Origin of the sequence: Brevibacterium picturae (assembly GCF_900105045.1) — a bacterium.
Taxonomy (GTDB): Bacteria; Actinomycetota; Actinomycetes; order Actinomycetales; family Brevibacteriaceae; genus Brevibacterium; species Brevibacterium picturae.
Genome location: NZ_LT629739.1, coordinates 3,158,374 through 3,184,084 on the forward strand (window position 1 = coordinate 3,158,374; position 25,711 = coordinate 3,184,084).

Below are 25,711 nucleotides of genomic sequence, written 5' to 3' on the forward strand. Positions count from 1 at the left end.
GTGTTCGCTTGTCGCCCACAGTCACGTCGTCGCTCGCCCATAGCCTTGTGCAATGCCAGACCTGAAGCTCTTTCACTTCGACATCCCGACCTGGGGAAACTACGGCGACAAGGCCCTGTTCCCCGTGGTCAGGGACGCATTCCGTGTGCTGGGACCCGGTGGCGCGGACGGTGGGGTTGACTTCACCTCGGCGGCGGCCCTGCGACGCGAGGTGGACACGGCGCTCGTCGAGCGGATCAACGCCCGGGCCGATGCCGTGGTCATCGGCGGTGGCGGACTGTTCCTGCAGGACACGAACCCGAATCGTCTTTCGGGATGGCAGTGGAAGATCTCCGCCGAGGCGCTCGCCGCCATCGAGGTCCCGCTCATCATCTATGCGCTCGGCGACAACCGGTTCCCCGGCCAGCCCGAGTTCGACGAGTTGATGCGCTCCCATGTCGGCCAGGTCCTCGACCAGTCCGTGTTTTTCGGCCTGCGCAACACCGGCAGCATCGAGACGATGTCGCGGTTCCTCGGAGCAGAGGGCATTTCGGCAGACGATTCGGGGCTCGGGACAGCGCGGGAGCGATTCAACCCGGGCCTGGAGGGATTCAACCCAGGCCCTGGGGGAGAGGCAGCGCACGTTCATCCCGGGCCGATCCGATTCCAACCCTGCCCGACGACCATCGCAGGTCTGCTCTACGAACCCTTGCGCGGACGTCGCCCGGATCCTCGTGAGAAGGTGTTAGCAATCCAGATGCTCGTACATCCCCGCCAGCAGGCGGCTGGCTTTGACGCCGAGGTGATCCACCAGGCCACGGTCGACGCAGCCCGCATGCTCGTGGCAAAGGAGTGGACCATCCTCAGCGTTCCCTTCCACCCGGATGATGCTGAGGTGTCGAGACAGTTGGTCGCCGAGGTGCCCGAGGTCAAAGAGATCACACTGTATGGATCGGACGTCGGCTTCTTCGCCGGCTTCGACCTGTTCGCCTCCATCCCCTATGTGCTCGGTGGTCGCGGGCACGCGCAGATGATCCCCTTCGGAGTCGGCTCGATTCCGATCTCCCTGGACCTGCATGCCAAGCTGGGGTACTTCGCCCACGATATCGGGCATCCCGAGTTCATCGTGCCGGTTGAGCCTGAGGGGATGGCGGCGGAAAGCACGACCACGGAGACCGATGGCGCAGGCATCACCGGCACTGGTGGCAACGGTCACGGTGAAGGCACCGGGGACGTGGCTCGGCGAGCACATGCTCTGGCTCAGCGGATTGTCGACACGATCGACCAGGCTTACGCGCACGGCAATGATCTGCAGGACGATCTCGCAGCGACTCGGCAGAGGCTCTTCGACATCACGGCTGAGAACCACGTGGACATCCGCGATGTGCTGCGGCCTTCGTCGGGCACGGGGAATTCCGGTGCGGCCACAGGGAGTCCCGGTGCCGGAACTGGGAGGTGTGGATCAGAAGCTAGTTCCCGAGCCGACCGGGAATCTCGAACCGTCCAAGTTCCCCGAGCAAGCGCCGATATCCGAGCCGAGGAATTCCACCTCGCGGCAGTGTCCGAGGCCGAGGAAATCAGCGCCGCTCAAACGCGAGAGCTCACGAAGCTACGCCGTGAGCACAAGCAACAGCTCGAGAGCGCCAACGCACAGCGCAAGGCCCACGAAGCGGAGTGCGAGAACCTCTGTGCGGAGATCAAACAGAAGGAAACTCAGTTCGAGCGACAGTCTGCAGACCTTGATGCCCGGACCGCGGAGCTCGACGCTCAGACCGCGGAGAAGAACCGTCATGCCGACGATGCTGCCGGACTGCGGAAGCAGCTCGACGAATCCGATGCCCAGCTCAGGTCGATCAACGACCGTGCAGCCATCGCCGAAGCGAAAGTCCTCATCGACAAGACGGTGCACGGGCTGGCTTGGAGAGCCCGGAGAATCAAGCGAAGGCTTCGTCGCTGAAGAGCGTGTGAGGAACCCCGCGGTTGCGAGAGGAAATCGGGCTCATCGAGAATGGGAGTATCGAACGGCCATCCGCTCACTGCCGGCGATGCGTTCGAGCCGGCGCACGATGAGGGCATCTCCCGTAGCTCCTGAGTCGGCGGGGGTGAAGCCAGCGCCGGCTGCGTCTTGCAGTGCGATTCGAGCGATGGCGCGCTGCATTTCCTCGCGTCTAGGCATGTGTGCCCATCAGCTCGGGAAAGCGTCCCTCCCACAGCTCGCGCACGCGAGAATCGAGGCTCAGCTGCGGCCACAGCCGCATCAGCGTGTTCTTGTCCATCAGCTGCGCCTGGATCTCGTTAGTGCCTTCTGCCAGGAGCGCTTGATAGGCCATACGAGCACCGCCGAGGTCGGTCACGTCGATATCACCATCATCGAGCCAGCGGACCCAGATCGGCAGGCGAATAGTGCCCTGCGCTGGGCCGTGCAAATCATCGAGGCTACCAACGACCTCATACGGTTTGATATCCCGGAAACGAACTCTGTCCATGACTCCCCCTCTCACGCTCGTTGTTCTCATTCTAACTATCGGCACAGAAGCGATATAGAAGATGCTTCGGGACAGCCCTGCTGTGGGACAGAGTTTCGGACGGTCAGCGTGTTGAGATTCGTTTAGGACGGCCCGTCGGCGGCCCGATACCTGCGCGGACGCACGGCAACCGCCGCACCACCTCGGCGCGGAAACACGGCAACCGCCGCACCACCTCGGCGAGGGAACACGACAACGGCCCCACCACCTCGGCGAGGTGATGGGGCCGTTGGCAGCTGATCGAGTCAGACTGCGATCAGATCAGACGAGGTTCAGGTCAGATCAGACGCTGACCTTGCGCAGCGAATCGATCTTCGACTCCTCGCCTGGCATGACGCGCTTCTCGCCGTCACCGAAGGCAGTTTCGAGGACGCGCACGCCCTTGACGAGCGAGGTGAACTCGCGTGGTTCCATGGAGGCGGACTGGTCCGAGCCCCACATCGAGGAGTCGAGGGTGATGTGGCGTTCGATGGTCGCGGCGCCCAGTGCTGCGGCGGCGAAGGAGATCTCGAGGCCGAGCTCGTGGCCGGAGTAGCCCACGTTCACACCGTAGCGCTCGCGCATGGCTGGAATGGCCATGAGGTTGACCTCTTCGGGAGGCAGCGGGTAGGTCGAGGTGGCGTGCATGAGGACGAGCTTGTCGCGATCGAAGACCTCGACAGCAGCATCGAGCGTCGCCCAATCGGACATGCCCGAGGAGCAGAGGACGGGCTTTCCGGTGGCGGCGATCGCACGGAGGAGTTCGAAGTCCGTCAGCGAGGCCGAGGCGACCTTGTAGGTGACTGCGTCGAACTCGTTCTCGAGGAAGTCCACGGAGTCAGTGTCCCAGGGGGAGGCGAACCACTGCAGACCGACTTCCTTGGCGTAGCGATCGATCTCGGCGTACTCTTCGTTGCCGAACTCGACGCGCCACTTGTAGTCGAGGTAGGTCATCTCGCCCCACGGGGTGGAGCGCATCTTCGACTTCTGGTGTTCGGGCACAGCCACGTCGGGGTTGCGCTTCTGGAATTTCACGGCCTGGGCACCGGCGGTGACGGCGACATCCATGAGCTGCTTCGCGATCTCGACGTCGCCGTTGTGGTTGATGCCGATTTCGCCGATCATGTACACGGGCTGATTCGGTCCGACGAGCTGGTTGCCGATGGCCACTGGTGCGAGTTGATCAGTCATGAAACCTGCTTTCGATTGGTACGCATTGGTTCTGCGTGATTCGTGAGCAACGGCTGTTGCTGCTGGATGGACGGTTGCTGGATGTGTGAGTCTGAGTCGAGGACCGATGTCAGTCCTCGCGTCGGCAGGTGCTGCTGTGCCTGGTCGGACACGGGGATGAGGTCGCAGATTTCGCGCACTGCTCCCTTTCCGCCGGGCCGATCGAGGACCACTCGAGCCGCTGCGAGCACCTTGGGGTGGGCGTCCGCGACTGCGATGGGCCAGCCGACGACGTCGAAGGCTTCGAGGTCGTTGATGTCATTTCCGACGTAGGCCACGCGAGCCGCGTCGAGGCCCTGTTCATCAATCCACGACGCCAGGACCTTCGCTTTATTGTCGACGCCCTGGGTGACATCCACGTGAAGTTTCTCCGCCCTGCGGGTGACAACTGGATTGCGTTCCTTCGACAGGATCATGACAGGCAGTCCTGATTTCACGAGGCGTGAGACTCCCAGGCCGTCGCCGCGGTGGACGCGGACCTGTTCGTTGCCGTCCTCATCGACGTAGGCACCGTCGTCGGTGTGGACTCCGTCGAAGTCGGTGACGAGTCCGTCGACATCGATGACCTGTGCAGTCTCCTGCGTCGAGGCGATCGCGCGGACCAGTGACAGGTCCGACATGTCATCGATCTCGCGGGCGTGCTCGGGCGGGACCTCTTCGATCGTGACGCGGCCGAAGAAGCGGTGTTCGTGCTCGAGGAGGCCGTCGGTGCGCATGACGTAGAACGCGCCGGTCTCGTTGTAGTGCTTGGCCCGGTCCTGGCGGCGCGGCCGGAAGCTGGCCTCGTGTCCGACGGCTACTGCCGTCTCGCCATCGTCGAGTCGCCACAGGAACGAGTGGTCCTCGACCGCGGAGAACACGACGTCGGCCTCATCGTCGCGGACGGCGGCGACCGCATTGTCGATCGAGGCCGAGTCGATGAATGGGGAGGTGCACTGCATGAAGACTGTGGTGTCGAATTCCTCGCCGAGGTTGGCCAGTGTGTAGATCAGTGCCGACTCACTGCTCGCGGTGTCACCGGCGATGTCCGCGGGACGATGGGACACCTCGGCGCCGGCCCGGATTGCCTCAGCGGCGATGCCGTCGTGGTCGGTGGACACGACCACGCGGTCGATGCTCGGCGTCGCCTGGGCCGCGTTGATCGCGCGCGCCAGGAGTGAGACGCCGGCGACCTTCTGCAGGTTCTTCAGCGGAATTCCCTTGGATCCGCCCCGGGCGGGAATGATGGCCACGGCCCGATGCGGCCGTGCTGCGCTCTCTTTGTCGGCGGGCGTTGTGGCCACGCGATCGGTGGGCGCTGGGGGAGTCAGAGTCGATTGGTAGTTCACAATGATTCGACGCTAACGACGGCATGTGGCCCCCAGGTGAACGAGCAATGTCGCCGAGGCGACGGCTTCGTGGCGGGTGTGTGTCGAGTTCTCGCAGGGGGCTGTTGGGTCTCGTTGTGCGGCGGGGGCTCCCGTGGTTGGGGAGGGGAGCGGTCAGCGCCAGGTGACGTTCCACATGCGGTCGTTCCACGCGTCGAACGGGATGACCTCGCCGGTGTAGATCGGCCAGAAGTAGGCGAATGCCATGATCGCGGCCACGAGGATGAGCCCCACTGTCATGCGTCGGCCGAACAGGGACCAGGGAATTCGGGTGCCGCGGCCGGCGAAGATGGGGCCACGCGGATTGGGGGCGGAATCGAAGAAGCCGGCAGGGTCACTGACCACAGCTGCGCTGGAGGGCACACGTCCCCACAGGAGGGTGAGGCAGTAGGTGAATGCGAGCACGACGAAGGGCACCATGACGATCGTGTAGAAGGTGAAGATGGTGCGTTCCTGGTAGGCGAACCAGGGCAGCCAGGTGGCGGCGAGCCCGGCGAGGATGACGCCGGCGCGGACGTCGCGGCGGATGATCCAAGCGACCAGCGCGATGAGGACGGCGATGGGAGCCAGGCCCCAGATCACCGGGTTGCCGACCGAGGTGATCGCCGAGGAGCAGTGGTCAACGGCGCAGCCCATGCTTCCCCGGTCCGGTGACTCGTAGAAGAAGGAGGTCGGCCGCCACTGGACAATCCACCCCCACGGGTTCGACATGTAGGGGTGCTCCGAGTCGAGATCGACATGGAACGAGTACGCCGTGTAGTGATAGTGCGCCAGCGACGGCAGCCACTGCAGCCAATCTGGAAGCGCCTGCCACCAGCCGGTATTCTCGGCCGCCCACTGTCGGTCCCAGGCATCGTCGGAGCGGATCCATCCGGTCCAGGTGACGACGTAGGTCAGCACGGCGACCGGCACCAGCTTGAGGAACGCCGGAACGCTGTCACGGATGAACATCCCCAGCCAGGGGTGGACGACGCCGGCGCGGTGGCGCGAATGCACATCCCAGGCGACGACGAGGATCCCGAACGCGGCGAGAGCATAGAGCCCCGACCACTTCACGCCCATCGCCAAGCCCAAGCTGATGCCCGCGGCGATCAGCCAGGGTCGCACGCCGAGGCGGGGGCCGAAGTTGATCGGATCTCCACGTCGCGATGATCGACGGTCGCGGGCACTCGACGTGGCGGCCGCCTCGGCGGGGGGACTGGAAGGGGGTGCTTTCGCCCACTTCTCCAGTCGTTTCGTGACGAATTCTCGGTCGAGAACGATGAAGGCGAAGGCGAGGAGCACGAAGGCCATGAGGATGATATCGAGCAGGCTCGTGCGCGAATGCACGAAGTGCTCACCGTCGATGGAGAGCAGGCCGGCGGCGACGCAGGCGAAGAACGCCGAGCGGAAGAGCTTCCACGCGATGAAGCCCATGAGGAAGATCGTCAGCGTGCCGATGATCGCTACGGAGAAGCGCCAGCCGAAGGAATCATCGGCGCCGAAGAGGTGGATGCCGGCACCGATGAGCCATTTGCCCAACGGCGGATGCACGACATATTCGGGAGTGGACTCGATGACGCTCGGGTCACCGGCGTTGAAGGCCTTGTCGGCGTTCTCCGGCCAGGACCGTTCGTAGCCGAATTTGAAGACGGAGTAGGCGTCCTTGACGTAATAGGTCTCGTCGAAGATCAGGCGATGCGGGAACTCGAGATGGAAGAGTCTCAGGACGGCGCCGATGGCCGTGATGATCAGCAGCACCGGCCACATCCAGATCGGTGCGCGGGTCGTCCACATCCCGGCGGTGAAGGAGCGCCTGCGGATGGCGGCGGCGTTGGCGCGGACCGATTCGCGATGTTTCGCGCGACGTTCCCGGGCCATGAGCTTGGTCGGAGCTGCCGTGGTTGGTGTCGCTGATGCGGGTGCGGCGGTTGGTGTGGTTGACGCGGGGGCCGCGGGGGAGTGTGCGGGGTCGGTCGACTCATCCACGGGGTCGGTCGACCGCCTCGGCGCCTGGGGATCTTCGGGGTGAGTCATTATCGTCAAGTTTAAGGTCCGCGACGACACATGCTCCCATCCGGCCCTCAGGGTGCGTCGCGAGTGCGCGGGCAGTGACGTCGACTGCATTCGCCTCGCGCATTGTCCTGCGAACGCTGAGGATGACTAAGGTAGTCCACAACAGGCGGCAAAAACAGGCGGCAAACGAGTGAAACGGTGAAGAGCGTGTCCTACAACCCGAACTATCGCCCGAGCGATCCGCCGCAGGTCGGATCGCAGCAGTTCAACAACGGTTACGGTGCGTCGCAGCCGACGGGCTACAGTCAGCCCGGAGCGTACGGCTACGGACAGCCCGAGGCGTACAGCCAGCCGGGCGCATACGGATATGGCCAGCCGGGTTCCTACAGCCAGCCGATGACTTACGGTCCACCCACGGTCATGGTGCGATCGGCGGTGAACTCATTGTCGGGCTGGGCGATGTGGATGGGCATCATCGGACTCGGCGGCGGTTTCGTCTGCAGCATCCTCTCCCTGATTCCCTTCATCGGCGTCCTGTTCTCCATTCTGACGATGTTCCTGTGGATCGCCCCGGTCCTCGCCGTCATCTTCGGCCATGTATCTCGTGGCCAGATCAACAGGACCGGTGAAGACGGCCGAGGCCAGGCCACCGCCGGATTGGTCATGGGCTACATCGGCATCGGCTTCGCTCTGCTGATGGTCATCCTGTTCGTGGGCATCATGGGACTCGGGTTCATGGCCGCAGGTATGAATTACTGACGGATCCTCTGCAGTCACGGCCTCTTCTGCGGTCCCGTCCTCGACTGCTGTCCCGTCACCGGTGGTGCAGGATTGCAACAGGATCGCGTCTTCGTCTGCTGTTCGGCTCGATAGCGTTGTAGTCAGACGCACAGGGAGCATCCCCTCAGCAGGGAAACTACCCCACAGAAGCCACCGCAACGGGAGCGAATCAGATATGTACACTCGGCAACTGCCAGCCCTCAGCAGCAGCGGAGCTTCAGGTCATTCGCCCTACGGCGGATACCCGAACAACGCGGCATTCCCAAACGCCGCCCCATATGCAGCCCATCCCGGTTTCGCTGGCCCCGTGACCTATATCTACCAGCCGATTGCGCCGACCAACACCGTGGCGATCATCGGCATGGTGCTCTCACTTGTCGCGGCATTGACATCGTTCGTTCCCGCAGGAATCGTCGGGATCGTCATGGGCCACGTCGCCCGCAAGCAGATACGCCAGCGGGGAGAGCGCGGAGACGCAATGGCAGTGACAGCCCTCTGGGTCGGTTACCTCGGGACCGGATTCTGGCTGATCTTCTGGGTTCTCTACATCGGGGTCATGGTGATCGCAATCATGATAGGTGTTGCCGCCGAAGAAGCTGGCTACTGACGGAACTGAGACTCATCTGTAACAACCTGACCTTTTGTTGCGGAGAACGACTCGGTACCGTTGTAGGCATACGCAAGGAGATCGCGCCATGAGCAGTCAGAACAACTGGAACAATCCAGACATGTATTACCAGCAGCCGCAGTCGGGCCCCGCGGTGGACCCCGCTCCGGGCAGCGGCTACAACGGCGCTGATGCCACCTACGGTGCCGGTGCCTCGTACGGTGCCGCGAGCTATAACCCCAATGCTGCGTATGGTGCCAATGCCCAGTACGTCGGTGGAGGACCTGGGGTTGTCTACCAGCCGCTTCCACCCACGAACACGCTGGCGATCATCGCTCTCGTCTGCTCGATCTTCGGAATGATAAGCAGCCTCTTCATCGCCGGAATTGCTGGAATCATCATGGGCCACATGGCCCGCAAACAGATTCGGCAGTCCGGGGAGCGCGGCGACGGAATGGCCGTGGGCGCACTGTGGGTCGGCTATGTCGGCACTGCTCTGTGGCTGCTGTTCTGGGTCGGCTACATCGGCATCATGGTACTCGTTCTCGGAGTCGCCATGGTCGGTGCAGGCTCGGCCGGTTGATGCCGGAGATGTCGGCTGCCGTGGGCAGTCGGGACCACGCCACCGACGAAGCGGACTCAACCGGGGAAGCGGACACGACCGGGGACGCAGACTCAACCGGCGAAGCTCGGGACGGTCGTGATTCGGCGGATGCTGACCAAGCCTCGGCCTCAGCCGGCGGGAAACTCGTGCTGGTGGGTACACCGATCGGCAACCTCGGCGACGCCAGCCAGCGCATGCAGCGCGCCATCACCTCGGCCGATGTCATCGCAGCCGAGGACACTCGCCGGTTCCTGTCGCTGACGCAGCGCCTGGAGTTGACGCACACCAACCGTGTCATCAGCGTCTTCGACCACAACGAACAGTCCCGCGCGCCCGAGCTCGTCGAACTCATCCGCGCCGGCCAGACCGTCGTCCTCCTCAGCGATGCAGGAATGCCGGCCGTCTCCGACCCCGGTTACCGCGTCGTCAAGGCCTGCGCTGAGGCGGGTCTGCCGATCACTTCCACGCCCGGTCCCTCTGCCGTCCTCATGGCGCTCGCAGTCTCCGGGCTGCCCAGCGACCGGTTCAGCTTCGAAGGCTTTCTGCCGCGCAAATCCGGGGCACGCAAGAACCTCCTCGAGGAACTGCGCGGTGAGAAGCGGACCATGGTGTTCTTCGAAAGCCCTCATCGTATCGCCGACACGATGGGCGATTTCCTTGAAGTCATCGGGCCCGACCGTCCGATGAGCATCAGCCGCGAACTGACGAAGACCTACGAGGAGACCCTGCGGGGAACCGTGTCCTCGCTGCATGAACTGGCGGCCGACGGACTGCGCGGGGAGCTGACCCTCGTCCTCGCCGGAGCAACCGCAGTCGAGACCGCCCCGGAGGACCACCTCGGCGCCGTCGGTGAACTCGTCGAGTCCGGTGTGCGGGCGAAGGACGCTGCGGGCCAGGTCGCGAAGCAGTTCGGACTGTCCAAACGTGAGGTCTACGAGACCTGGCTGCACCGGGAGTGAGGTTCAGTTGGGCGGGAGCACACCGGCCGTCGAGTTGAACGTATGTGGGTGTGGACCCGCCGAAGCTCAGGTTGAGTCGCGCGTAGCGGCGTGTGGATTGGTTGGGGTTCGATCGAAGTTTCAGAGTTCGCATTTAAAGCAGGGCCCTGAAACTTCGATCGGCCTTAACCGCAAAACGCATTGGCGACTGCGCGCGGGCTCTCCACGTAATCCGCATGAAATCAGCTCAACTGAGCCTAGTCGGTGCGCCAAGTGCGTCTGATCCAGATGACCGAATCGGTGATTCACTCGGCCGCGACTGGCTGTGGATCCTTTGGCGACTCGTGTGCGATCGGCCTGGGGACGGGCCTGCGTGATCCACAGGCCCGTGTTGAGTGCTGGTCATAAGTCCGATGGGGACACCAGTGTGTCGGCATGTACAACGTCGTCCACTTCCAGGACCTCAGAGCAACGGGCGCTGCCACCACCGAAATCAGCAGTGCGCTGGGCTGCTGCCTGTTGAAGCTCGATCGCGGTGTCTACTCGGTGATACGGCGGTGCAAGGTCACCTCTCACCGGCGGTTCACCAGATTCGCGATCGATGCGGCATGGATGGAATATCACGAGACAGGACGACATCGGGAGCGCTCCCAGCGGAGGAAGTATCAAGAGCATCTCGACCGGCTTCGGATACTCCACTACCCTCATTACCGGTCTGGCGACGTGGTCTGGGGAGTGTCGGCGGCAAAGCTTCACAAACTGGGATTGTTCGACGTGCCGACTCAGCCAGTCAACGTCGCTCATCCTGTGTCCAGTTCACGAACTGGTTCTTTGACCAGGCGGCGTATTTCGGTGTGTGAAGAGGACAGCAGTGAAGTCGATGGAATCAGAGTCACTACACCAGAAAAGACCGCACTGGCACTGATTACGGTACTGGGGCCAGTGAGCGGGTTCGCCGTAATGGAACAAGTGCTTCGACGATCCATGCTCGGTACCGATGAAGAAGCGATCTTCAAGATGGGCTATCCGCCTGGGACCATGTCCCTGGTGACCGATGCCGTCGAGGGGTTATTCGGCCCGCCGATTTCTCGCATGCTTCGGGGCGCAAAGAACGCGCAGAAACTCACCGCGCTGATCACTCCGCTCTCGGAAAGCTACGCTGAGAGTCGGGCATCGTTCAATCTGCATCTGCTCGGTCTGCATAACTTTGTGCAGCAGTTCGATGTCAAAGAGGGGTATCGGACCTTAACTCGATTGGATTTCCTCTTCGAAGACTGTGGCGTTGCTCTGTACGTCGACGGAACTCAGAAGTATGTGGATGGAGGTTTCGACGTTATGAACAAGGAGAGTCGGCAGCACAATCGACTGCTGTCGTTGGGATACAAAGTGATCCGGTTCAAGTTCGGCGAGGTTATGAATGTCGCGACATTCTCCAGGAAGTTGTTCGACCAAGCACCTGAGCTGAAGCAGCAGTGCGCGAAGAAGCTTGTGCTGTGAGGTGAAGAGAACCTGCGGCGGGTGGATCCGGTCGGGCCGTGTAGTGCCCTTTGCGAAAAACCCAGTGTTGGGGATCGATCGAAGTTTGAGGGCTCACGTTCAAACTGGAGCTATAGAACTTCGACGGACCTGTTTCTCCTTACGGATACGAGCTGCTCTCATATCCACGGCGCCTCACACCTACACAATCCGCCCACCCCACCTTCCCCGCGGACCCTTGCGCGTGTGCGGCTCGGCTTCCCTTAGACTGTGAGGCCTATGGGTTATTACTTGACGACAGCTATCGCTTACCCCAATGGGGCCATCCACATCGGACACGCATATGAGTACATTGCGGCCGATACGATCGCGCGGTTCAAGCGCCTCGACAATCATGAGGTGTTCTTCGCGACCGGCACCGACGAGCATGGTCTCAAGATGCTGCAGGCGGCGAACAAGCTCGGCATCACTCCCAAGCAGCTCGCCGACGACAACGCGGCGAACTTCCGCGACACGCAGCTGGCGCTCGGCTCGACCTTCGACCGCTTCATCCGCACCACCGATGAGGACCACTACGAGGCGTCCAAGGCGATCTGGCGCAGGCTCGAAGAGGCCGGCGACATCTACCTCGACACCTACGCAGGCTGGTATTCCGTCCGCGACGAAGCCTTCTACACCCAGGACGAGACCGAGGTCGTCGACGGTGTCCGCCTGTCGACGGAGACCCGCACCGAGGTGACCTGGACGGAAGAGGAGTCCTACTTCTTCCGCCTCTCGAAGTACCAAGACAAGCTGCTCGAGCTGTACAAGAACCACCCGGAGTTCATCGGCCCCGATTCGCGCCGCAACGAGGTCGCCTCGTTCGTCGCCTCTGGCCTGAAGGACCTCTCGGTCTCCCGCACCACCTTCGACTGGGGAGTGCCGGTGCCGGGCAACGAGAAGCACGTGATGTACGTGTGGATCGATGCCCTGACGAACTACCTCACCGCGGCCGGATTCCCCGATGACCAGGAGCGCCTGGAGAAGTGGTGGCCCGCCGACGTCCACATCATCGGCAAGGACATCATCCGCTTCCACAGCGTCTATTGGCCCGCGTTCCTCATGAGCGCCGGCATCGAACTGCCGGGGCGCGTCCACGCCCACGGCTTCCTCTTCAACGCCGGTGAGAAGATGTCGAAGTCCGTCGGCAACGTCGTCGATCCCATTGCCCTCGTCGACGCATTCGGCCTCGACACCCTGCGCTTCTTCCTCTTCCGCGAGTTCTCCTACGGCAACGACGGGTCCTACACGAAGGATTCGATCATCACCCGCAAGAACTCCGACCTGGCCAACGAGTACGGCAACCTCGCCCAGCGCTCGCTGTCGATGATCGCGAAGAACTGCGAAGCGCAGGTTCCCCAGCCCGGTGAGCTCACCGAGGACGACGAGACCCTCCTGGCACTGGCCCGCGCGGTCCCCGAGACCGCTCGCCGTCACGTCGACACCCAGGCTCTTCACCTCTACGTCGAGGCCTGCTGGAAGGTGCTGACCGAGGCCAACCGCTATTTCTCCGCCCAGGAGCCCTGGAAATTGAAGAAGACCGATCCCGATCGCATGGCCACCGTGCTGTGGGTGACGATCGAGGTCGTGCGCATCATCTCGATCCTCATCCAGCCCGTCATGCCGGATTCCGCCAGCAAGATCCTCGACCTCCTCGGAGTCGAGGAAGGTGCTGGTGAGGCCGGAGCCAAGGTGTTGCCGACTGCGACGGACAACGGCGCCGGCGCCGAGGCGATGGCCCCCGTGACCGTGGGCGCCGGAGTCGGCGTCGCCGCAGGTGCTGCCATCGCCGGTGCAGGCATCGCGCCGGCAGCCGCAGAGTCGGCTGAAAGTGGCGTCAGTGCCGCCGAGGTGGATCCTCGGTCGTTCGCCGCCATCGACTTCCCGCTCGAGCCGGGCACCCCACTGCCCAAGCCGCAGCCCGTATTCCCCAAGTTCGTGGAGGAGACCGAATAATGGCTTCTCGCGCCGCCGGAACCTATCCTCCGGTGCCTGAACCACTTGCCCACCCGGTAGTCGACACCCATACACACCTCGATATCTGCACCGGTGCGCGACTGCCCTTGGGCGCCGACGAACCCGCACCCGAGGTGAGACCCGACGAGGACGAAGAGTTCCCCAGCCTCGACTTCTTCTTCGACACCGCGCAGTCGGCCGGAGTCCAGCGCATCATCCAGATCGGCTGCGATCTGCCCGCCGCGAGGTGGACGACCGAGCTCGTGAAGGAACAGCGTGAACTGGGCCGGTCGTGGATGCTCGGCGGTGCGGCACTGCACCCGAACGAGGCACCGAGGCTGGCCGAACGCGGCATGCTCGATGATGCGCTCACGGAGATCGAGTCGCTTGTGTCCTCCCATGATCGTATGCGCGTGGTGGGGGAGACCGGTCTCGACTACTTCCGCACCGGCGAAGACGGTGTTGCCGAACAGCAGCGCTCCTTCCGCGCCCACATCGAGATCGCCAAACGCACAGGCAAGGCCCTGCAGATCCATGACCGTGAAGCCCATGCCGACGTGCTGCGCATCCTCAGAGAGGAAGGCGCCCCCGAGGTCACGATCTTCCACTGCTACTCCGGCGACGAGGCGATGGCCCGGGAGTGTGCAGAGGCCGGGTACTACATGTCCTTCGCCGGAAACCTCACATTCAAGAATGCGGGCGAGCTTCGACGCGCAGCGGCTGCGGCGCCACTGGATCGACTGCTGACCGAGACCGATGCTCCGTTCCTCACCCCGCACCCGCACCGCGGCAAGCCCGGCGGTCCGTATCTGACCGCGGTCACGGCACGTAAGCTCGCCGAGGTGCGCGGGATGAGCGAGGAGGACCTCTGCGCCGCCGTATGGACGAACGCGGAGACCGCACTGGGAGGCTGGGACTGAACGACCGCCTCGGCGAGGGTGAGGATAACGCTCGACCAGCCACCTCGGCGGGGAAATGTCACGATTGTGACGAAGCCCTGAAGTACGGGGAAGTCCTGGTCAGAGCACCATTACGGTCACCACCACTGTTACATGTTCGTGATGTTTTGCGTATCTTGTAACGAATCGGTTACAGTAGACGAGTTGATGACCTCTGCCCAGGGATATTTTTGTGATTGATTTTCTCAAGAACCGCAAAGTGCAAATTGCTGCACAGGCGGTCGTGATTACCGGACTCGTGGGTGGCACGGGTGCCGTAGTTACCATGAACAAGCCAGTGACCTTGGATGTCAATGGTCAGTCCGAAGAAGTTCGGACCTTCGGCGGTACCGTAGGGGATGTCCTCGACAGCCGCGATCTCGACATCCAGAAGCGGGACAAGATCAAGCCAGGCGTGAACAAAGAGATCACGCGGGACATGACGATCACCGTCAACACCGCGAAGAAGCTCTCACTGTCCGTCGATGGCAAGGAAAGCAATGAGTGGACGAACGCGAACACCGTTGGTCAGGCACTGGCCGACCTCGGTGTGGACGCGAAGGGCGCCGATCTCAATGCTGAGCCGAGTCAGAAGCTCAAGGAAAAGGGCAATGACATCGATGTGACGACCTCCAAAGACATCACGATCGTTGCCGATGGCAAGGACCACAAGGTCTCGGCTACAGCGGAGACCGCCAAGGAAGCCCTCGGCGAGACCGATCTGAAGCTGGACAAGGACGACTTCATGTCCGTTCCTCTCAGCTCCAAGGTCTCCGACGGTCAGGTTCTCACCGTGAATCGCGTGGAGAACAAGACGGTCAAGGAAAAAGAAGCGATTGAGCCCAAGGTCGAGAAGAAGAAGTCTGACTCCCTGTACGAGGGCGAGACTGAGGTCAAAGAAGAGGGCAAGGACGGTCAGAAGGAGATCTCCTACAAGATCAAGACGGTCAATGGCGAGCAGGTGGAGAAGGAGAAGAAGGACGAGAAGGTCCTCTCCAAGCCTGAGACCAAGGTCGTCATCGAAGGCACCAAGGAGAAGGAAGCTCCCGCCGAGGAGCCGGACGACTCCGATGCCGGAACCGGTGACGGCGGCTCTGACGATGGTTCGGGCGGCTCCGATGACGGTGACAAGAGCACCGGCGGCGGCTCCGGCGGAGGCGGCGGTGACATGAGCACCCAGGAAATCAAGGACATGCTCGGCGGACCGGGATCCAAGTGGTACCAGGTCGCCAAGTGCGAGTCGAACTTCAACCCGCGAGCCGTGAACCAGTCGAACAACGCCCACTTCGGCCTGTTCCAGTTCAAGCTCCAGACCTGGCACTCCGTGGGTGGCAGCGGCAACCCGATCGATGCCAGCCCGCAGGAGCAGTTCGACCGTGCTAAGAAGCTGCAGGCTCAGGCCGGCTGGGGTCAGTGGGCCTGCGCCTGATCGCAGAGCGCGACCATTGACGCGAGCGTCCGCCAAATGAACTGAAGCGTTCAAGGCACACGCCTCAGGGCACACGTTCAGCGCACAGTGCGGACCCGGGAGATAGTCTCCCGGGTCCGTTCGCGCATTCACGGCCCGTCTCCGTCACGCTGCGCTGGTGCAAAGTGGCGGTATCAGGGCGGCAGTCGGCAACTCCTGGTCGAATCCAGGGCGCGGTGACGACCACCAATTACCGACTGTTCGCCACTTCGCGTCCCCGAGCACGCGAGGACGAGGAGTGTTCTGAGGTTGCCCCGACGGGCCCCTCGGAGCCTGCTTTCAAAGACGCCTCCGAGCGCTCTTCCTGGGGTTTCGCCCAGAGCGTGGACAATCCTTGGCACTCGAGTTGACCGAGTGCTAAGAGCGTTCTAAAGTCGAATTAGCACTAGCGCTCATTGAGTGCCAGTTTTATGAGACGGTCGAATCGCTCGGCACCCGCGACGACGAGAGGTTCATGGCACACGCCGCCGTCTGACTCAAAGAAGAATTGAACCCAGCGAAGGGAGAGGGCCCGATATGTCGGTCTCCATCAAGCCACTCGAAGATCGGATTGTCATCCGTCAGGTCGAAGCAGAGCAGACTACCGCCAGTGGTCTGGTCATTCCCGAAACCGCCAAGGAAAAGCCTCAGGAAGGCGAAGTTGTCGCAGTGGGCCCAGGCCGCGTTGCTGACAACGGAAACCGCGTCCCAGTTGACGTGGCCATCGGCGACAAGGTCATCTACTCCAAGTTCGGCGGCACCGAAGTCAAGTACGCAGGGGAAGAGTTCCTCGTGCTCTCGGCTCGTGACGTGCTCGCCGTCATCGGCTGAATCCCCTGAACAACTACTTCACTGACAGGAGGACGAATGCCTAAGAATCTGGAATTCAACGACGAGGCCCGTCGTGCACTCGAAAAGGGTGTGAACACCCTCGCGGACACCGTCAAGGTGACGCTGGGGCCCAAGGGTCGCAATGTCGTGCTCGACAAGAAGTGGGGCGCGCCCACAATCACGAACGATGGTGTGACCATTGCCCGTGAGGTCGAGGTCGACGACCCATACGAAAACCTTGGCGTTCAGCTGGCCAAGGAAGTTGCCACCAAGACCAACGACATCGCCGGTGACGGAACCACCACCGCGACCGTCCTGGCACAGGCTTTCGTCAACGAAGGTCTGCGCAACGTTGCCGCCGGCGCCGCACCAGGTGCCCTCAAGCGCGGAATCGAAGCTGCCGTCGAGGCTGTCTCCACTGAGCTCGGAACCATCGCTCGCGATGTTCTCGACTCCTCGGAGATCGCGCACGTCGCCGGTCTGTCTGCTCAGTCCGAAGAGATCGGCAAGCTCATTGCCGATGCCTTCGACAAGGTGGGCAAGGACGGCGTCATCACGATCGACGAATCCCAGGCCGCATCTGTGGAACTCGAAATCACCGAGGGAATGCAGTTCGACAAGGGATATCTCTCGCCGCACTTCGTGACCGATGCTGATCGCCAGGAAGCAGTGCTCTCCGACGCGCTCATCCTCATCAACCAGGGCAAGATCTCCAACATCCAGGAGCTCCTCCCTGTGCTGGAGAAGGTGCAGCAGGCCGGAAAGCCTCTGTTCATCGTGGCTGAGGACATCGAGGGCGAGGCTCTGTCGACGCTGGTCGTCAACAAGCTGCGCGGCATCATCAACGTTGCCGCCGTCAAGGCTCCCGGATTCGGTGACCGCCGCAAGGCGATCCTTGAGGACCTCGCAGTCCTCACCGGTGGCCAGGTCGTCACGCCGGACATGGGCATGAAGCTCGACCAGGTCACCCTGGAAGAGCTCGGCAACGCTCGCACCATCACCGTCACCAAAGACAACACCACCATCATCGATGGTGCTGGCTCCGACGAGGACGTCAATGGTCGGGTCGCCCAGATCCGCAGCGAGGTCGAGAACACCGACTCCGATTGGGACCGCGAGAAGCTGCAGGAGCGCTTGGCCAAGCTCTCCGGCGGTGTCGCAGTCATCAAGGTCGGCGCCGCCACCGAGGTGGAGCTCAAGGAACGCAAGCACCGCGTCGAAGATGCAGTGTCTGCCACCCGTGCGGCCATCGAAGAAGGCGTCGTCGCCGGCGGTGGATCGGCTCTGATCCACGCAGCCAAGGTTCTGGCCGGAAACGACCTGAGCCTGACCGGAGACGCAGCCACCGGTGCCGACATCGTCAAGCGCGGAGTCGTCCAGCCGCTGCGCTGGATCGCTGCCAACGCTGGCCAGGACGGCTACGTCGTCGTGTCCAAGGTCGAGGAGCTCGCTTCCGGCCAGGGATACAACGCCGCTACCGGTTCCTACGGCGACCTCATCGGCGCGGGAATCATCGACCCGGTCAAGGTCACCCGCTCGGCACTGCGCAACGCCGCTTCGATCGCCGCACTGGTTCTCACCACTGAGACACTGGTCGTCGAGAAGAAGGAAGAAGAGGACGAGGACTGAAGTCCCATCTGATTCGCATCGGCGCGCAGCGACTGCGCTGAACTGATACACAAGTGGCCCGGAACAATGTTCCGGGCCACTCGTGTATTCACCATCAGTCAGCCAGACACTCCGCCAGCGACCTGTTCGGCCTGCTGGTCGACATCCAGCCTCGCAAACGACGCGAATTGCACAGGCGGCTCACACCTACTGATCAGTCAGATCCTATGTTCCTTGCCGTGGTGGGTCGCTAGTCTGGATGAGACAGTTTGATGCACCAATGTAGGGACCATATGACGACCGCCTCACCGATGCCCATCGCTCAGCTTCGTAATGTCTCGAAGATCTTTGATCCCGACGGGGCAGCGCTGGTGGCTCTCAACCAGGTCTCCCTCGATATCGCCCCTGCCCGACTGACGGCCGTGATGGGACCCTCGGGTTCGGGCAAATCCACGCTCATGCATATTCTCGCCGGACTCGATCGGCCGAGCTCGGGCACTGTGCACATCGGTGAACGTGAGATCACCGCATTGCACGAGGACGAGCTCACGGCCTTGCGCCGGCGGCGGATCGGCTTCGTGTTCCAGGCATTCAACCTCGTGCCGACCCTCACCGTCAGGGAGAACATCGTCCTGCCCTTCGAGCTCGATGGTCGAAGGCCCAATGCCGATGAACGCGCCTGGATCTCCAGCATCATCAAGCGGCTCGGCCTCGACGGGCGGCTCAAGCATCGGCCCAGCGAGATCTCGGGCGGACAGCAGCAGCGCACCGCCATCGCCCGGGCCCTGGCCACGAGACCAGACATCCTCTTCGCCGACGAACCGACCGGCAACCTCGACGGCCGGTCGGGGCGTGAGGTCATGGCCATCATGTCCGAGGCCGTGCGCGAGCTCGGACAGTCGATCGTGCTCGTGACCCATGATCCGATCGTGGCAGCCTATGCCGACCGCGTCGTGTTCATCGCCGATGGCACGCCCGTCTCAGAGCTCAACGACTCGATCAGCGCCGAGGTGATTGCACAGACGATGCTCGATCTCGACGCGAAGGCAGAGGCCGCGGAGAACGCAGCCGCCGGGTCCCCGCAGCATCCCGTACGGTCCCCGCAGTATGCCTCGGAGACCGGAGGGCGCCGATGAACCCGATGCGGGAGATCCGGTCCAACCCCCGCCAGTTCGCTCCCAGCCTCCTCGTCGTCTTCATCGCGGCACTCTTCGGCACCGTCATCATGCAGGGCATCGAGATCCTCACCGCCTGGATGTCTTCGGCCGAGATGGTCTCCGAGTCGGACACGGCTCAGGGTCTGCTCACCATGGTGGGGCTGGTCTTCTTCGTCATCGCACTGTTCGTTTCGAGCATCGTCATCGCCAATACGTTCTCCATCATCATCGCCGGCCGCACCCGCCAGTTGGCGCTGTTGCGGCTCATCGGCGCCTCGTCGGCACGGCTGCGCCGAGCCGCCTCGGTGGAAGGACTGCTCGTCTCGATCCCCAGCGCCGTCGCCGCGTTCCTCGTCTCCACCGCGCTCGCGCTGGCGGCATCGGCCTACCTCGGTGGCCGGATCACCGAGGAGCCCGAGCTGCTGGGTCTCATGATGTTCCTGCCGGGAGCTGCGACCATCGTCGTGACCTGGTTCTCCGCGTACCTGGGCGCCCGCCGCATCACCGGCATCTCGCCGATCGAGGCCACCTCGCAGGCAATCGAGCGCCGGCCCGAGGACGCGCGCGCATCGATGGGGGCACTGTCGGGTGCACTCATCCTGCTCTCGACTGGGCTCACCTTGCTCATCAGCGCCATCGTCGGCGCCGGCGAGAATACGGTGAGCGCAGTGGGTGTGCTGCTCGTCGCAATCGGTGCGGTGCTGACGTTCATCGGCATCATCGTCGGCAACCCCTGGATCCTTCCACCTCTGCAGGCTCTCACCGGGTGGCTGCTCGGCCGCACCGCAGCCTCACGCCTGGCCGCCTCGACGATCGCTCGCCACCCCACCCGCAACGCGCGCACGGTCATCGGTCTCGTCATCGGCATCACCCTCATCGTCATGTTCGCCACGGCCATGACGACGTTTCGAGACCAGCTGCTCGAATACGCTGAATCGCTCGGCGAAGACGGCTGGGGCGGCTTCGAGGATGTGCTCAAGACCATCATCGACCAAACGATGATGTTCTTCCTCGGCATGGTCCTCTTCTCCGTCATCATCGCCGTCATCGGAGCCGCGAACGCGCTCATGCTCTCCGTGCGGCAGCGCACGCAGGAGATCGGTCTGCTCATGGCCCTCGGGCAGACGCCGCGACGGGTGCGCCGGATGATCGTGGCCGAAGGCATGCAGCTGACCGCGACCGCCTGCATCGTCGCGGTGCCTCTCGGCATCGCCTTCGGTTGGATCGGTGCGCTGACCCTGCTGTCCCCGCTGACCGGATTCTTCGCTCCGTCCGTGCCCTGGTGGGTGATCATCTCCGTCGTCGCCGGCTCGCTCCTGGCCGTGATCGCCGCCAGCCGTGGACCAGCGCGCGCGGCCACGTCGATCAGCCCCGTGGCCGCCCTCGAAGCCGTATAAGCCAGGGCCTTCGCCGAGGTGGTCGTTCAGTCCAGGACTGACCGTTCCGTTGCCCCGCACACAGGAATCGGGCACGACGGTGGGATGATTCCTCCTGGTTCTGATGAGCCGACAGGGCAGTCCGGAGACCCTGCTCGCACGATGCGCATCGGCTACCCCGAGCGCGACGCCGCGATTGAGACTCTCCGGACGGCCGCAGGCGAGGGACGGATCATGCTTGACGAGCTCGAGGAGCGGATGGAATGAGTCGAGGTCCGGTCCCGGCTGGAGCGCCGAGGACAGAGAGATCCTGCACGCGCCGTGGACCACCGGACTCATTCGACGCGGCCGTTGGCCCGTGCCTGCGTTCCTGCGCTGCGAGCCCGCCGGGGTTCTTCTCGAGCTCAACTTCCTCGAGGTCAGCACAGACCTCACAACCATCGATATCGAAGTCGCGGCCCGTACCGGCACCCTGAAACTCGTCGTCCCCGAAGGCTGGGGCGTCGACATCACGGATCTCCAGCGCAGAGCGATTGCAGTCATCACGTTCAGGGCCAACGAGGCTGCGGAAGAAGGGTGTCCCACGATCCGCGTCAACGGAAATATCGGCGCCGGAGTCCTCCAGGCACTGTTGCCCAATCGTCGACAGCGCAGGATGTTGAGCAGCTGATCGTCACACTCATCCGCCGAGGTGGGCCTCAGCTCGGTGTCACCGTGCCGTTGCTGCCGTTGACGCTCACCGTCTGTCCCGAGGTGAAGCGGCTGGTGGCGTCCCGGACGGCCATGACTGCAGGCAGGCCGAGTTCACGGGCCGTGACCGCACCGTGTGAGAGCGCACCGCCGCTTTCCGTGATGACGCCGCTGGCCTGGTAGAACAACGCGGTCCACGCTGGGTTCGTGGTGCGGGCGACGAGGATGGCGCCATCCGGGAAAGAAGAGAAGTCATCGGGGCTGTGGACGACGAAGACCTCGCCCTCGACCTCACCGGGACTGCCGGCAGTGCCCTTGATGAAGTCACCGTCGGTATCGTCGCCGACCTCGGGCGCACGACCGTGCTCCCACTCGGGAGTCCGGGTGACCGCTTCCTGGTACCCGGCCTTGTTCTTGGCCGCGATCGCAGTCAGGCCGGCCAGCGCCTCGGCGGGGGAGTGCTGCCCGCTGCCATCGGCGGCATCCGCGGCACGGATCGCCTCATCCAAGGGCTCGTAGTTGATGAAGTAGACATCCATGGGGTCGGTGAGAACGCCGACGTTGACGAGGCGCTGGCCCAGTTCGCGCAGGGCTCGGCGCATCGGCAGCGTCAGGCGTGTGGTCTGGTAGTGCTCCAGGTCATCGAGTGCCGTGTACGAGCGTGCCAAGCGGATGACCTCCTGCACCAGATAGCGCAGCTTCTCCGGGGCGGCATTGACCACGGCTCGCTCAGTCTCGGCTTGCAGGACCTTGCGCTCCATGTCTGAGTCCGCCGAGGCGTTCGTGGCCCGATCGGCCAGGAGGCGGAGCTGATCGAGGACGATGTGCGGGGCCTCGACCCAGGTCGGATGGTAGGCGTCGAAGTCGAGCTCACGGTGGCCGTGCTTGGCGAGGAAAGTGTCGAACTCGGCAGCGAAGTCGGGGAAGTCACCGAGGACCGTCAGTCCCTCCTCGCCCGTGTGACTGCGCAGCGCAGACAGCAGCTTGGGACTGCTGCGCACGGTGCGAGAGAGCTCCCAGAGTTCGGCGTTGACCTGCGAGGTCTTCGTCTCAGTCGATGTCAGGAGTCGCTCGAACACGAGCTGCGCCGTCTCCTTGTCCACCGCCATCTCGAGCATGTGCGACAGGGCCTTGTAGAGGGTCTGCTGCGTCAGTGAGATCGCGATGTTGGGGCGGAAATACTCGGTGCCAAGGTCGCTGATGGCGATCACGTGATCCCACACCTCGGCCAGTGACTTGTCCTCCAACGGTTCGTGGGAGAGCTTGCCGATGCCCATGAGGTACGTGTCGAGATCGCGCATCCACTGCACCGGCAACTCCTGCACCCACCCGAACTGAGATGCGATCTCCGGCAGCGATTCGGTGATGGTCTCGACGCTGGAGAGCATCTTGGTCGGCAGCCTGCCGGCGTAGAGGTCGACGGCCGTCTGGTTGCCGTAGATGTAGAAGTCGCGCATGACGAACCATTTGTCGTCAAACGGCGGCAGACCCATGAGATCGAAGCTGTGGTTGAGCGAGTGGTGGAATCCTGCCTCGACGAGGTCCCAGGTCAGAGGCGTCACCGGCGTGGGAAAGCGTTCGGCCGATTCGTCGCGGGTCCACCGGGGTGCGACTCGAGTGATCGGCCGCGACTGCAGGAGGAAGAGATCGTCACCGCTGAAGGCCCACTCGATGTCCTGTGGGAATCCGAAGTGGTCCTCTGCCAGCACCGACAGTTCGGCCACCGCTTGGGCCTGGTCCGCGCTCAGTGCCGGACGAGTCCGCTGATCCTCGCCGAGGTGGACGACCGTTGTCCGTCCAGCGCCGTGGGCGCGCATGACGAGTGCCTTCGGCTTGTCCGCGAGCTCGGCCGCGACCTGTGCGCCGTCGGCGCGAGCGATTCGGAATTCGTCGACCGGCTCCTCTCCGCCGACGACGGTCTCGCCGAGGCCGAACGCCGCATTGATGAGGACCTCGTCCGTGTTGCCGCGCACCGGGTCGACGGAGAACGCGACCCCGGCAGCTTCCTCGGGGCCGACCGCGACCATGAGCTGAACGACGACGGCCATCTTCGCCTCCAGCTGGTCGACGCCGAGCTGCTGGCGGTAGCGGAAGGCGTGGGGATTCCACAGGGACGCATAGCAGTCACGCACCGCCTCGGCGATGGCTTCGGTTCCGCGCACACCAAGGTAGGTGTCGTGCTGACCGGCGAAGGCCGCGCCCGGCAGGTCCTCCATGGTTCCCGACGACCGGACCGCCACCGCCTGGTCGCTCAGGCGTGCTGCGGTGGCAGCTGCCTCGAACTCGGCAAGCCAAGAAGCAGGAAACGGGGTGCTGCGGATGAGCTCGCCGATCGCCTCGGCAGGATGTTCGCTGGTCATGAGCTCGGTGATCCGAGCCTGCAGGGGTGCGACGAACTGCGTGTAGGCGTCGGCGGTGACGATGAAGCCGCCGGGCACGGGCAGGTCCTGCGCGGACTTCGCGAGGCTGGCGCCCTTGCCGCCGCTGGTCGACAGTTCGGTGGCGAGGGGATCGGTGAAGCCGAGGGTGAGTGTCACGAGTGCTCCTAGGGATGTCTCAGGCGGGAGAGGTCTCAGTTGGGTCGAATATCGAGCGGACGGCGGACGTGCCGGTCACAGGCGGAAGCGGTTCAGGCCGAGAAGCAGCCAGCCGCACACCGCGCTGAGTATGCCGATTCCGATGACCAGGGGCCAGAAGAACGCGGCAACGATGAGCACCGGTACCCAGACCATAACCGCTGCGAAGCCGCCGAGGAGGCGGAAGAATGTGACAGTATTGCGACCGTCTGCGCGCGATCCGGCAAAGGCGGCGGCCCCGAGCACGGGGGCGAAGAGCCACATGAGCACGAGCCCGACCCAGCGCAGCACCGGGAAGGTGGGGGTCGAATCGGTGAGGTCGCCAGTCGCATTGCGTGCTTCGGTGGCGGAGAAATCACGCTGCAGGTCCAGGAACGCCTGCGCAAACGGGGCCGGGCCTCCCGTGGCAGATCCGCCGCCAGTTCGCCGGGCGATGTCGAGAGCTCTCGCCTGGATGCGGTCGAAGGTCTCCTCATCGGGGCAGTCCACGGAGACCTCATCGAGTGCTGATCCCATCGCCGAGGCGACCTCGGCCTCCCACTCGGATCGGTCCCGGCCATTGCGGTCAGGAATCGTGACAGACTTCCCGCGGACCACCTCGGCGCGGGAGCGGAACCGGTCGGGAGTCGAATAGAACAATCCGACCGGGATGACCTCGAGATCGATGCCCTCCTCGATCAGGGTGCAGGCGATGCGGGCGGCACCCGATTTGTAAGGTTGGGGCCTGTGGCCCCACTCGCTGCTGGCTTCGGGGAAGATCCCCAGGTCACCGCCTCGGCGAAGGTGGGCAGTGCCGGCTTCGACAGGACTGGCCACCGAGGCGGGGTCGAGGTTGTAGCGTTCGACGTCCTTGGGGCGCACGACGGGGATGCCGGCGATGAAGAGACGCAGGAACCAGCTGCGGATGAGTTGGATCGAGATGAGGAACTGGGCTCGCGGGAACGCGGCGAGCACCTGATGGCCGTCGATGGCGCCATTGCGGTGGCTGGAGATGATGAGGCGCGGACGAGCCCGGGATGTGTCCGTCTCAATCTCGCGGTCGGCCGACTCCTGCCCGCGGTCGACGGATTCGCCGCTGAGGTCGAGGACTCGGATGCGACCGAAGTACAGGGTGCGCATGGCGGCATTGATGAACCGGTGCCCCCACCCCAGGGAGGTATCAGATCCCAAGGAGGTGTCCGTTTGATCAGCCTTCGAGGACATCGCGCAGTCGTTCCAGATCCTTCTGCACGGCTTCGAGGTCGCGGGCGAATTCCTCGTCGCTGACCCGCGGGAGGCGGTAGACGGTGAAGACGACCTCGCTGACGTCATCGTTGTGGAGCACACGCAGCGGATTGTGCACGGTGGTGCCGTCCGGGAAGATCACGTCGTGGTCGAGGATCCCGAATTCGATGCCAGAGCGGAAACTGACCTCGACCTCACCCATCGGCGAATCGGTGATCCACCGCCCGGTCTCGTTGCGGATGCCCTCGCTCAGGCCCGCCGCCCACTGCGGGAGGTTTGCCGGATTACCGGCGAAGACCGCGATGTCGGAGGGGTCGCGTCGGATCGTCTGCGAAATGTGGCGTGCGTAGAAGCTCATGATCCAAGTGCACCACAGGTGCCGCGATCCG

Annotated in this window: 23 protein-coding genes; 15 read left to right on the top strand and 8 right to left on the bottom strand. The window is 63.5% G+C overall.

Annotated elements, in window-relative coordinates:
• Positions 1-52: 52 nt before the first annotated feature.
• Positions 53-1,936 carry a polysaccharide pyruvyl transferase family protein gene (locus BLT92_RS14430; protein WP_092106649.1) on the top strand — a complete coding sequence of 628 codons (1,884 nt, stop codon included), beginning with the start codon at positions 53-55 and terminating at the stop codon, positions 1,934-1,936.
• Positions 1,937-1,978: 42 nt separating this feature from the next.
• Here BLT92_RS14430 and BLT92_RS20485 read toward each other — a convergent pair whose 3' ends face one another.
• The 5 genes from BLT92_RS20485 to BLT92_RS14450 form a co-directional block, all read right to left on the bottom strand.
• Positions 1,979-2,155: a hypothetical protein gene (locus tag BLT92_RS20485; RefSeq protein WP_157691459.1), complete on the bottom strand. Its 177-nt coding sequence runs from the start codon at positions 2,153-2,155 to the stop codon at positions 1,979-1,981.
• A complete protein-coding gene (locus BLT92_RS14435; protein ID WP_092106651.1) occupies positions 2,148-2,465 on the bottom strand; it encodes a transcriptional regulator in 318 nt (105 codons plus the stop codon). The genes BLT92_RS20485 and BLT92_RS14435 overlap by 8 nt, the downstream gene beginning before the upstream one ends.
• Before the next feature lie 321 nt (positions 2,466-2,786).
• Positions 2,787-3,674: an N-acetylneuraminate synthase family protein gene (locus tag BLT92_RS14440; protein WP_092106653.1), complete on the bottom strand. Its 888-nt coding sequence runs from the start codon at positions 3,672-3,674 to the stop codon at positions 2,787-2,789.
• A complete protein-coding gene (locus BLT92_RS14445; RefSeq protein ID WP_092106655.1) occupies positions 3,671-5,041 on the bottom strand; it encodes an acylneuraminate cytidylyltransferase in 1,371 nt (456 codons plus the stop codon). The genes BLT92_RS14440 and BLT92_RS14445 overlap by 4 nt, the downstream gene beginning before the upstream one ends.
• Before the next feature lie 153 nt (positions 5,042-5,194).
• Positions 5,195-7,096 (bottom strand): dolichyl-phosphate-mannose--protein mannosyltransferase, encoded by a 1,902-nt coding sequence (locus tag BLT92_RS14450; protein ID WP_231938849.1) that lies wholly within the window; start codon positions 7,094-7,096, stop codon positions 5,195-5,197.
• Between the two features lie 186 nt (positions 7,097-7,282).
• Here BLT92_RS14450 and BLT92_RS14455 point away from each other — a divergent pair, with 186 nt between their 5' ends.
• From BLT92_RS14455 to BLT92_RS14515, 14 genes are all read left to right on the top strand, one after another.
• Positions 7,283-7,834 carry a DUF4190 domain-containing protein gene (locus BLT92_RS14455; protein WP_231938850.1) on the top strand — a complete coding sequence of 184 codons (552 nt, stop codon included), beginning with the start codon at positions 7,283-7,285 and terminating at the stop codon, positions 7,832-7,834.
• Positions 7,835-8,030: 196 nt separating this feature from the next.
• Positions 8,031-8,462: a DUF4190 domain-containing protein gene (locus BLT92_RS14460; protein WP_092106659.1), complete on the top strand. Its 432-nt coding sequence runs from the start codon at positions 8,031-8,033 to the stop codon at positions 8,460-8,462.
• 88 nt (positions 8,463-8,550) lie between these two features.
• Positions 8,551-9,045 carry a DUF4190 domain-containing protein gene (locus BLT92_RS14465; protein ID WP_092106661.1) on the top strand — a complete coding sequence of 165 codons (495 nt, stop codon included), beginning with the start codon at positions 8,551-8,553 and terminating at the stop codon, positions 9,043-9,045.
• The gene (rsmI, locus tag BLT92_RS14470) at positions 9,045-10,025 is read left to right on the top strand and encodes a 16S rRNA (cytidine(1402)-2'-O)-methyltransferase (RefSeq protein ID WP_231938851.1); all 981 of its coding nucleotides are present in this window, start codon (positions 9,045-9,047) and stop codon (positions 10,023-10,025) included. The genes BLT92_RS14465 and rsmI overlap by 1 nt, the downstream gene beginning before the upstream one ends.
• 414 nt (positions 10,026-10,439) lie before the next feature.
• The gene (locus BLT92_RS14475) at positions 10,440-11,501 is read left to right on the top strand and encodes a type IV toxin-antitoxin system AbiEi family antitoxin (protein ID WP_092106663.1); all 1,062 of its coding nucleotides are present in this window, start codon (positions 10,440-10,442) and stop codon (positions 11,499-11,501) included.
• Between the two features lie 258 nt (positions 11,502-11,759).
• The gene (gene metG, locus BLT92_RS14480; protein ID WP_092106665.1) at positions 11,760-13,475 is read left to right on the top strand and encodes a methionine--tRNA ligase; all 1,716 of its coding nucleotides are present in this window, start codon (positions 11,760-11,762) and stop codon (positions 13,473-13,475) included.
• Positions 13,475-14,395, top strand: coding sequence for a TatD family hydrolase (locus BLT92_RS14485; protein WP_092106667.1), 921 nt, complete (start codon positions 13,475-13,477; stop codon positions 14,393-14,395). Before metG ends, BLT92_RS14485 begins: the two co-directional genes overlap by 1 nt.
• A 304-nt stretch (positions 14,396-14,699) precedes the next feature.
• The gene (locus BLT92_RS14490) at positions 14,700-15,842 is read left to right on the top strand and encodes a resuscitation-promoting factor (RefSeq protein WP_231938852.1); all 1,143 of its coding nucleotides are present in this window, start codon (positions 14,700-14,702) and stop codon (positions 15,840-15,842) included.
• Between the two features lie 555 nt (positions 15,843-16,397).
• On the top strand, positions 16,398-16,691 hold the full coding sequence (gene groES / locus BLT92_RS14495; RefSeq protein ID WP_009883265.1) for a co-chaperone GroES: 294 nt from the start codon (positions 16,398-16,400) through the stop codon (positions 16,689-16,691).
• 36 nt (positions 16,692-16,727) lie between these two features.
• The gene (gene groL / locus BLT92_RS14500) at positions 16,728-18,320 is read left to right on the top strand and encodes a chaperonin GroEL (RefSeq protein WP_092106671.1); all 1,593 of its coding nucleotides are present in this window, start codon (positions 16,728-16,730) and stop codon (positions 18,318-18,320) included.
• A 272-nt stretch (positions 18,321-18,592) separates the two neighbouring features.
• Positions 18,593-19,435 (top strand): ABC transporter ATP-binding protein, encoded by an 843-nt coding sequence (locus tag BLT92_RS14505; protein ID WP_231938853.1) that lies wholly within the window; start codon positions 18,593-18,595, stop codon positions 19,433-19,435.
• Positions 19,432-20,853, top strand: a complete 1,422-nt coding sequence (locus BLT92_RS14510) for an FtsX-like permease family protein (RefSeq protein WP_092106673.1) — start codon at positions 19,432-19,434, stop codon at positions 20,851-20,853. The genes BLT92_RS14505 and BLT92_RS14510 overlap by 4 nt, the downstream gene beginning before the upstream one ends.
• A gap of 84 nt (positions 20,854-20,937) precedes the next feature.
• Positions 20,938-21,099, top strand: a complete 162-nt coding sequence (locus tag BLT92_RS20930) for a DUF1707 SHOCT-like domain-containing protein (RefSeq protein WP_231938854.1) — start codon at positions 20,938-20,940, stop codon at positions 21,097-21,099.
• Positions 21,071-21,502, top strand: coding sequence for a hypothetical protein (locus tag BLT92_RS14515; RefSeq protein WP_231938855.1), 432 nt, complete (start codon positions 21,071-21,073; stop codon positions 21,500-21,502). The genes BLT92_RS20930 and BLT92_RS14515 overlap by 29 nt, the downstream gene beginning before the upstream one ends.
• Positions 21,503-21,530: 28 nt before the next feature.
• Here the strand turns inward: BLT92_RS14515 and BLT92_RS14520 are convergent, their stop codons facing one another.
• From BLT92_RS14520 to BLT92_RS14530, 3 genes are all read right to left on the bottom strand, one after another.
• Entirely contained in the window at positions 21,531-24,059 is a 2,529-nt protein-coding gene (locus BLT92_RS14520; RefSeq protein ID WP_092106675.1) for a PEP/pyruvate-binding domain-containing protein, read from the bottom strand.
• 75 nt (positions 24,060-24,134) lie between these two features.
• Positions 24,135-25,268, bottom strand: coding sequence for a lysophospholipid acyltransferase family protein (locus tag BLT92_RS14525; protein ID WP_157691460.1), 1,134 nt, complete (start codon positions 25,266-25,268; stop codon positions 24,135-24,137).
• Positions 25,269-25,284: 16 nt separating this feature from the next.
• Complete coding sequence (locus BLT92_RS14530; protein ID WP_092106679.1) at positions 25,285-25,680, bottom strand: SRPBCC family protein; 396 nt, start codon at positions 25,678-25,680, stop codon at positions 25,285-25,287.
• Positions 25,681-25,711 lie beyond the last annotated feature (31 nt).

Coding starts and splice junctions, on each gene's coding strand:
- BLT92_RS14435 (WP_092106651.1), bottom strand. CDS start 2,465: ATGGACAGAGTTCGTTTCCGGGATATCAAACCGTATGAGGTCGTTGGT.
- metG (WP_092106665.1), top strand. CDS start 11,760: ATGGGTTATTACTTGACGACAGCTATCGCTTACCCCAATGGGGCCATC.
- BLT92_RS14485 (WP_092106667.1), top strand. CDS start 13,475: ATGGCTTCTCGCGCCGCCGGAACCTATCCTCCGGTGCCTGAACCACTT.
- BLT92_RS14505 (WP_231938853.1), top strand. CDS start 18,593: ATGACGACCGCCTCACCGATGCCCATCGCTCAGCTTCGTAATGTCTCG.
- BLT92_RS14460 (WP_092106659.1), top strand. CDS start 8,031: ATGTACACTCGGCAACTGCCAGCCCTCAGCAGCAGCGGAGCTTCAGGT.
- BLT92_RS14465 (WP_092106661.1), top strand. CDS start 8,551: ATGAGCAGTCAGAACAACTGGAACAATCCAGACATGTATTACCAGCAG.
- BLT92_RS14440 (WP_092106653.1), bottom strand. CDS start 3,674: ATGACTGATCAACTCGCACCAGTGGCCATCGGCAACCAGCTCGTCGGA.
- groES (WP_009883265.1), top strand. CDS start 16,398: ATGTCGGTCTCCATCAAGCCACTCGAAGATCGGATTGTCATCCGTCAG.
- BLT92_RS14530 (WP_092106679.1), bottom strand. CDS start 25,680: ATGAGCTTCTACGCACGCCACATTTCGCAGACGATCCGACGCGACCCC.
- BLT92_RS20485 (WP_157691459.1), bottom strand. CDS start 2,155: ATGCCTAGACGCGAGGAAATGCAGCGCGCCATCGCTCGAATCGCACTG.
- BLT92_RS14510 (WP_092106673.1), top strand. CDS start 19,432: ATGAACCCGATGCGGGAGATCCGGTCCAACCCCCGCCAGTTCGCTCCC.
- rsmI (WP_231938851.1), top strand. CDS start 9,045: ATGCCGGAGATGTCGGCTGCCGTGGGCAGTCGGGACCACGCCACCGAC.
- BLT92_RS14475 (WP_092106663.1), top strand. CDS start 10,440: ATGTACAACGTCGTCCACTTCCAGGACCTCAGAGCAACGGGCGCTGCC.
- BLT92_RS14450 (WP_231938849.1), bottom strand. CDS start 7,096: ATGACTCACCCCGAAGATCCCCAGGCGCCGAGGCGGTCGACCGACCCC.
- BLT92_RS14430 (WP_092106649.1), top strand. CDS start 53: ATGCCAGACCTGAAGCTCTTTCACTTCGACATCCCGACCTGGGGAAAC.
- groL (WP_092106671.1), top strand. CDS start 16,728: ATGCCTAAGAATCTGGAATTCAACGACGAGGCCCGTCGTGCACTCGAA.
- BLT92_RS20930 (WP_231938854.1), top strand. CDS start 20,938: ATGATTCCTCCTGGTTCTGATGAGCCGACAGGGCAGTCCGGAGACCCT.
- BLT92_RS14490 (WP_231938852.1), top strand. CDS start 14,700: ATGAACAAGCCAGTGACCTTGGATGTCAATGGTCAGTCCGAAGAAGTT.